General features: G+C 47.9%; 6 protein-coding genes and 1 tRNA gene. 5 read left to right on the plus strand and 2 right to left on the minus strand.

Annotated elements, in window-relative coordinates:
• On the minus strand, positions 1-184 hold a 184-nt coding region (locus B2118_RS06625), incomplete at its 3' end, for a hypothetical protein (RefSeq protein ID WP_428054376.1).
• Between the two features lie 123 nt (positions 185-307).
• Between B2118_RS06625 and B2118_RS06630 the strand changes: the two genes are divergently transcribed.
• From B2118_RS06630 to B2118_RS06640, 3 genes are all read left to right on the plus strand, one after another.
• Entirely contained in the window at positions 308-634 is a 327-nt protein-coding gene (locus tag B2118_RS06630) for a hypothetical protein (protein ID WP_428054378.1), read from the plus strand.
• 151 nt (positions 635-785) lie between these two features.
• Positions 786-1829, plus strand: coding sequence for a threonine aldolase family protein (locus tag B2118_RS06635; protein ID WP_428054380.1), 1044 nt, complete (start codon positions 786-788; stop codon positions 1827-1829).
• 1 nt (position 1830) lies between these two features.
• Entirely contained in the window at positions 1831-2661 is an 831-nt protein-coding gene (locus B2118_RS06640; protein ID WP_428054382.1) for a deoxyribonuclease IV, read from the plus strand.
• Here B2118_RS06640 and B2118_RS06645 read toward each other — a convergent pair whose 3' ends face one another.
• Positions 2662-3360 carry a class I SAM-dependent methyltransferase gene (locus B2118_RS06645; protein WP_428054384.1) on the minus strand — a complete coding sequence of 233 codons (699 nt, stop codon included), beginning with the start codon at positions 3358-3360 and terminating at the stop codon, positions 2662-2664. It abuts the gene before it with no gap.
• Between the two features lie 122 nt (positions 3361-3482).
• Here B2118_RS06645 and B2118_RS06650 point away from each other — a divergent pair, with 122 nt between their 5' ends.
• Together B2118_RS06650 and B2118_RS06655 are read left to right on the plus strand one after the other, a co-directional pair.
• Positions 3483-6542, plus strand: coding sequence for an autotransporter domain-containing protein (locus B2118_RS06650; protein WP_428054386.1), 3060 nt, complete (start codon positions 3483-3485; stop codon positions 6540-6542).
• A gap of 108 nt (positions 6543-6650) precedes the next feature.
• Positions 6651-6726, plus strand: a tRNA-Ala gene (locus B2118_RS06655).
• The last annotated feature ends 820 nt before the right edge of the window (positions 6727-7546 follow it).

Consider the following 7546-nt stretch of genomic DNA (forward strand, 5'->3'; position numbering starts at 1 on the left):
CTTCCCACATTTGTCCGTATTCCAGCCACGTTTGCGCCGGGTAAACATAAGTAAGCGAATCAGGGAACGCCAAAATCTTTTCCCCCAGCGGGTGCCAATAGAATAGCCCGAGGAGCGCCGCCCCTTTCACCAGGGCCAGCGCGGCAAAAATGTACCAAAACACTTTATCTTTATAAAAACGCATATGTTTATTGTATGAAAAAGAGGCTCCTCCCGCAAAACAGTGAACTCCTAAAATGGTAAAATATAAATAGCAATACAGCACGCCCCGCAAAAATAGAGCCCGCTCCGCGCTGTGGGAGATAATATGAGTATTTTTGAAGCGTTAATGATGTTAGGTTTCGGTCTTGCCTGGCCGTTTAATATTTCGCGCTCCTTGCGCACCAAAACTGCCGCCGGCAAAAGTTTCCTGTTTATGGGAACGATTGAATTTGCCTATGTGTGCGGGATGATTCATAAAATTTTGCACAATTTTGACTGGGTCTTTTGGCTCTATGTACTTAACTTTGTAATGGTGTTGATTGATTTTTGCTTAATGGTGCGCTACACCAAGTTGGACGTCTTCCGCAAACGCCACGCGGACTTGAAGGCCAAACGCCAGCGCGAACGCTTGCAAAGAGCCAAACAAAACTAATTTAAAGCCCCGCAAAGAGCGGGGCTTTTTCATCTCGGGTGGGGAAGGCTGGATATAACCCCTTTTTAAAAGGCCTTTTATCGGGCGAAAACTTGCCTAAAAAGATATAATAAAAGAAATTCAACCCTCTACGCAGTAGAGCGAGGTTCTTATGATTAGATTTAATTGTGATTACAGCGAAGGCGCCCACCCGCGTATTTTGGAAAAGTTGGCGCAAACCAATTTGGAACAAACGCCCGGCTACGGGCAAGACACCTATTGCCGCCAAGCGGCCGATTTGATTAAATCCCTGTGCCAAACGCCGGATGCCGAGGTCCACTTTTTGGCGGGCGGCACGCAAACCAATCTAACGGTGATTGCGGCTTGCCTGCGCCCGTACCAAACGGTCATTTCCGCCGATTCCGGGCATATTAACGTGCACGAGGCGGGCGCGATTGAAGCCACGGGCCACCGCATTTTAACGGTGCCGGAGCAAAACGGCAAATTGACGGCGGAGCAAATTTCCCGCTGCTGTAAGGAGCATTGGCTGGACGATAATCCGGAGTTTGCCCCTCAGCCCAAACTGGTGTATATTTCCTTCCCCACGGAATACGGCACGCTGTATTCCAAGGAGGAACTTTCCGCCATCCGCCGCGTGTGCGACGAGAATAACCTCTTTTTATTTGCGGACGGCGCACGCCTGGGCTACGGTTTAGAGGCCCCCGGAAACGACGTTACACTGGCTGATTTGGCTGCCTGCTGTGATGTGTTTTACATTGGCGGCACGAAGATTGGCGCCCTCTTGGGCGAAGCGGTGGTAATTGTAAACCCCAAACTTCAAAAGGATTTCCGCTATTTTATGAAGCAGCGCGGCGCAATGCTGGCCAAGGGACGCATTTTAGGGCTTCAATTTTTGGCCTTGTTTGAAGACGGCCTCTATTTTAAACTTTCCAAACACGCCGACGATATGGCCCAAATCATCCGCCAAGCGTGTAAGGACAGCGGTTTTGAATTTTTGTACGATTCTCCCACCAACCAGCAATTCCCCATTATGCCGGATGAATTGGTGAAACAGTTGGAAGAATTATACGCCTTTTCACACACCAAACGCTTGGACCACCACCGAAGCGCCATCCGCATTTGCACCAGTTGGGCTACCCGCCCGGAGGATGTGGAGCAACTGGTGGCTGATATCCACAAATACGCGGGGAAATAATATGTTACACATTGGGTGCCATTTATCATCTTCCAAGGGTTTTAAGGCAATGGGCGAAACCGCTCTTTCTATCGGGGCGGATACGTTCCAGTTCTTTACGCGCAATCCGCGTGGCAGCCAGGCCAAACCCATTGACCCGCAGGATGCCGAAGCCTTGCGCGAACTGCTTGCCCAAAAGCATTTTGCGCCCATTATTGCGCACGCTCCCTATACGCTTAACCCCGCTTCCGCCGACCCCAAAACGCGCGAATTTGCCCGCCAGACCTTTGCGGATGATTTACAGCGTATGGAATATGTGCCGGGAAATCTGTATAACTTTCACCCGGGCAGCCACGTCGGCCAAGGGGTGGAAAAAGGCATTGAACTGATTGTGGAAACGCTAAACGAAATTTTGACGCCTAATTTGCATACCACGGTACTCTTGGAAACAATGTCCGGCAAGGGGAGCGAAATCGGGCGGACCTTTGACGAGTTAAAACGGATTATGGACGGCGTGAAACTAAATAACCTACTGGGCGTGTGTATGGATACCTGCCACGTCAGCGATGCGGGTTATTCGCTCGTGCATTTGGACGATACCTTGGCGGAATTTGATAAGCAAATCGGCCTGCCCCTGTTAAAGGCCGTCCACCTAAACGACAGTTTGAACCCGCAGGGGGCGCATAAGGACCGCCACGCCTGTATCGGCCAAGGCACCATTGGCCTAAATACCTTGGTAGGCGTGATTAATCACCCGGCCTTAAAGCATTTGCCGTTTTGTTTGGAAACCCCCAACGATTTGGCGGGCTACGAAAAGGAAATCAAACTCTTGCGTGGCTTATATAAGGAATAACTATTGCTTGGGCTTTACCACCAGCATCAGACTGTACCCGCCCACCCAAAACGCGGTCCAACTCTTGGGTAGTAAATAGTGCGCCAGCAAGCGTATGCACATACCGATACGGCTTTTGAGCCCCGTCAGTTGCGGCGGGCGTTCTACATATTTGTTGGTGTAGTGCGCGTGCAAAATCTGCCAGCCGCGCTTTTTTAAGAGCCTTTTTAAATACCGTGCCGTAAAAAAGTGGATATGTCCTACGGTTTGGTATTCTTCCTCTAAAATTTCAGGTTTTATAAGCGTGCGGAACGATAAATCCAGCGGAACGTGCAAAATAAGCACAGGGGCCTTTTGGGCGAGTTCGCTCAAAAACCGCTCCATATCCGGGACGTGCTCCACTACATCTATGGCTAGGGCTACGTCAAAGGTTCCGTCCGCCCACGCTTCGCATAAAAAATTTACGTTTTCGGGCGCGTGCTGTTTAGCCAGACTAATCGCTTGCGGGGAAATATCGCACCCAGTAAAGCGGATATCCGGGCAGTGTTGGGCCCAATGGTTAATCAGCGCACCCGCTCCGCACCCGGCGTCCAATACCGAGTGGGGGGACAAACGGGCCGCCTTTACGGCGCGCAAAACGTGCGCCAGTTTCCAGCGCGCGTCTTGTGCGTGCCAGCCGGGATTTTGCAAAAGATAGTTGCCGTCTGTATAGCGGGACATACCTTTATTATACCTTTTACCTATTATATAGGGGGTTTTTACACAAAAAAACCTTTTCTTTTGGCCTAAATTCTGTATAATAGGAATATATTGCTTTTTTATAAATACATATTGGAGGATAAATGAGAAAGTTTATTTTTGCAGTTTTTTCTATGCTGTTTGTTCCCCTGTTTGTACAAGCGGAAGAGTTGAGAATTAACTGGGATGGTCAACCTCATTCTTATGAGATAACTGATGATACAAACGATAATAAGCCATATTCTCTTGTTGGTGGCGGTTCCGTAGATCAAGGTGCAATTGATGGGGCCTCTCTTACCCTGGATGGCAAAAAAAATAATATTAAAATTAATATTAATAACGTAACTACTGCCAACGAAGTTTATTCTTCAGTGGAACGGAAAAAGAATTATGACATTCCTGTTGAAAACAAAGAGACCTATGGTGCGTATGTTGCCGGAGGTGCTGCCTACAATAATAATGTTACCAATAGTTCTGTTACGATGACAGACATAGAGCTGACGGGCAGAGATGTGATGGGTGGCGCGGCCTTAATGCTCTATAGCAGGGACCGCTTTGGCGCCGCGTCTGCTAACAACAACTCTGTTTCCATTAGCGGTGGGTCTATAAATTTTTACCAATTTACGCCTACTGGGGCTTCTTCCGCTGAAAAGTTGGGTGGTAATGTGTACGGCGGTTATACCAAGTTTTCCAAGGGGTCGGCGAGTAACAATACCGTTTCTATCACCAAGGCGACCATCGGTGGCGACGTCATCGGTGGCTATACCGACGAACGCCTGACCGAAGAAGATGAGGAAACTGCTGGTGTAATTGACACCAACGCTAGTGGTAACTATGTGCTCGTAAAAGATTCTACCGTGGAAGGCACGGTGGCGGGGGCCAAGGGTGCGGCTACGGCTGAAAATAACACGGTGATTATTGATAATTCCACGGTGGGCACTGTGCTAGGTGCGTATGAGGGAACGGGCATTGCAGATGACGGCTCTTCTACTGTTAATATGGATAACAACACCGTTAGCGTTAGCAACAGTACCATAACTGGTAAGGCCGCGGCGGTAGATAGTACCTCCGTAAATGCCAAAGGCAACACCTTAATGTTGGATAATTCCAAAGTTTCTGACAAGTCTTCCATTTATGCGGTAAAAATGGGTCTTAATAAGGAGGTCGGGGCCACAGTAGCCAATAATACATTAAATTTGAATAAGATGAGCGGCACCTTTACCGAATTGGGCGGTTCCGTCAACTTGGCCGGCACCTCCAATGGCAACGTTGTAAACGTAACCAATTCTGCCTTGACGTTAAGCAACTCCGGCAAGTTTTTTGGCGATACCTTGGATTTGAATACATTGTCCACTAACGAGTTACTGCCGGCGGATATGCCGAAGGACCAGGGGGCTATTTTCGGTGGCGCGAGTATGACCTATACCCGCACCGTAAATACCACCCCCAGTGAGAAGGCTCCCGAAGCGGAGAAAGTAGCCGTTGGTGGAACGAACAGCGACAACAATATCGTTTCCATTGCGGGCGGCGATTCCGTGCAGGATGTAAACGCCAATGTGTTTGGTGGTTTCTCGGCTTATATTGACGAACGAAAGTACACAATAGAGAAAAAAGAGACCAAAGACGGAAAAGAAATTACTACGACGGAAGAGTATGAAAAAAAGGGTAATCAGGTCTATAAAGATGGCAAACAAGAAGGATCCGAGATAGAAATTGACGATGTATATTCTGCGTCCAACAACACGGTAATTTTGGATAACGTAAATTTCAAGGGCACTGTATATGGCGGTTATGTATATGGCGCCGAACTGAAAGATGAAAATAGGCTTACGCAAAATAACATCGTTATTTTACGCAACAGCGTGAAGTTGGACAAAGATGCGGTCATTTATGGCGGCAATAATAAAGACTATGCGCAGACCAACCATTTGGTTTTTGATCGTACTTCTGGAACGTTTACTAACGACAAGGCATTCAAAAACTTTAATAGGTGGTGGACCATCAACGCAGATCTTAAAATGAAATTGAACTTTGGATTTGACGTCCGTGCTAATATGATATTGGATAAATCTATGATGCAGGAAGGTTCCAATCCGGGAATTGTTACTACTATTACCGATAAAGCTGTGGAGAATTTTAAAGATCTAGAAAGCGGTAAGGTATATGACTTACTTGGCGGAGGAATTGTGTTGACCCAAAAGAAAATGGGTGTGTATTCCTATGATTTGACCGCTACCAAAGAGGAAGGTTCCCAAACAATTAGCTGGACCCTTACCGCTACGAAAGATAAAGCCAACGCCGAAGTGTACGGTCAGTTACCGCTCGTCGGTTTGGCCTTAATCAGCGAAGGGCCCGAAATGCTCACCCAAACCTTAAACGATTTGTGGAAGAGCGACACCGAACAGAACACCTTTATTAACGGCGGTTACCACCACACCCGCTACAAAACGGGCAGTGTCTTTGACTTGGATTCTGGCCTTGCACAAGCAGGCGCTTGGAAGAAATTTACGAACGATTGGGCCTTGGGTATCTACGCCAAATATGCGGGCGGTTCTTATAAAACCTTCCCTATTAAAGTTACCGGCGATGCCAATGTGTTCGGCGGCGGTTTGATGACCTCTTACCGTTATAGCGACACGGGCCGCTTGGAAGCCACCGTGGAAGCCGGCTATGTGGACGCCAAGTTTGAATCCTCCGAACTCTTATCCACCTTTAAGAGCAAAGGGATGTACTACGGCGCTAGCGCGGGCTTTGTGGAAAACCCGCTGGAAGATTTGAGCCTGTACGCCAACTTCAACTGGAAGCGCAAAGCCTCCGACAACATCACCGACGACTTGGACCAGAAAATCAGGTTTGATACCTTGCAAAGTATGGCCCTGCGCTTCGGCGGCGATTATGCCTTTAATTCTGTGGACTGGAAAGGCGTAATTCCTTCCGTCGGTGCGAGTGCTATCTATGAAATGGACGGCAAATCTACCGTTACGGTGGAAGACGTCAAAAACAGCGAAGCCTCTATGAAAGGTATGAGCGGCCGTGGCCAAGTGTCTTTGGCTTACCACAACCAAGATACGTTCCTGCCCTTGCACTCCGTGCTGACCGTTTACGGCCAGTTGGGCAAGCGCGAAGGCTTCGGCGGCGAAGTGAATATTTCGTTTGAGTTCTAAACTACAATCAAACGCAAATTTTGGTAAAGGCCCTGCGGGGCCTTTACTATTTTAAAAAAAAGTTGCACAAAAAAATAAAAACTGTTATAATAAATATGTAGTCATTAAGGGCCTGTAGCTCAGCTGGGAGAGCGCCTGCATGGCATGCAGGAGGTCGCAAGTTCGATCCTTGTCAGGTCCACCATTTACCCTTAATAGAACCCGCCTTTCGGCGGGTTTTTTGTTTTATATAGTTGTATTCGTGCCCCTATATCTTTGGCGGCAGTGCCTGACTTGTTTTACGAGAAAAGGCTCCATAGATTTGCAATTTTGCGAGAAGTAGATTTGCCAAAAATTTTATTTTAAGTTGCTTAACCTTGGTTGCGCACAAGAAAAAGTAATTTTATTTTATCAGTTCGTGTAGTCCCGTTAAACCTTACTAAAGTGTGTTTATTCCGTTGGTTGCGGCTGCGGCTAAAAATGTTTATATGCGGGGTTTTAAAGGGGTTTTTAGAAGGGGGAATACCATTTTTGCTTGTGGTTTGCGGTCCTGTTCGCAGTTTTCCTTTCGCTTAAATCGTGCGCGCCCCACAGCCCGTCCAACTCGCCTTTCACTTCGTTCAAATCGCACACGGCTCCGGCCTTCAATCCCTAACTCAGGCAAAGCAGTTTGTAAATATATACAAATGGGGGAAAATATTTTTCAAACAAAAAACCGTTTATTCTAGGCGCCAGCGAGGAAGGAATACTGTGGGCACACGCGCGGAATCGCGGAGGTATCCGACTGAGCGGGCAACAACGAATAAACGGTTTTTAGAAAGAAAAATGGTGCCCAGTATAGGGATTGGCCACAAGTCCTCGTTGACCCTCGGCGCTCGCGGCCCCGCCTCGCCATGCTCGCCTTTCGCGTTGCTCAAACTCGCATAAGGCTGCGGCTTTCAATCCCTAACGCGGGCAAAGCAGTTTGCCCGCTTACAGACACAAAAAAACCACCCTTTCGGGTGGTTTATAACTACTGCTCACAA

The organism is Candidatus Avelusimicrobium stercoris, assembly GCF_002437085.1.
GTDB classification, from domain to species: Bacteria; Elusimicrobiota; Elusimicrobia; order Elusimicrobiales; family Elusimicrobiaceae; genus Avelusimicrobium; species Avelusimicrobium stercoris.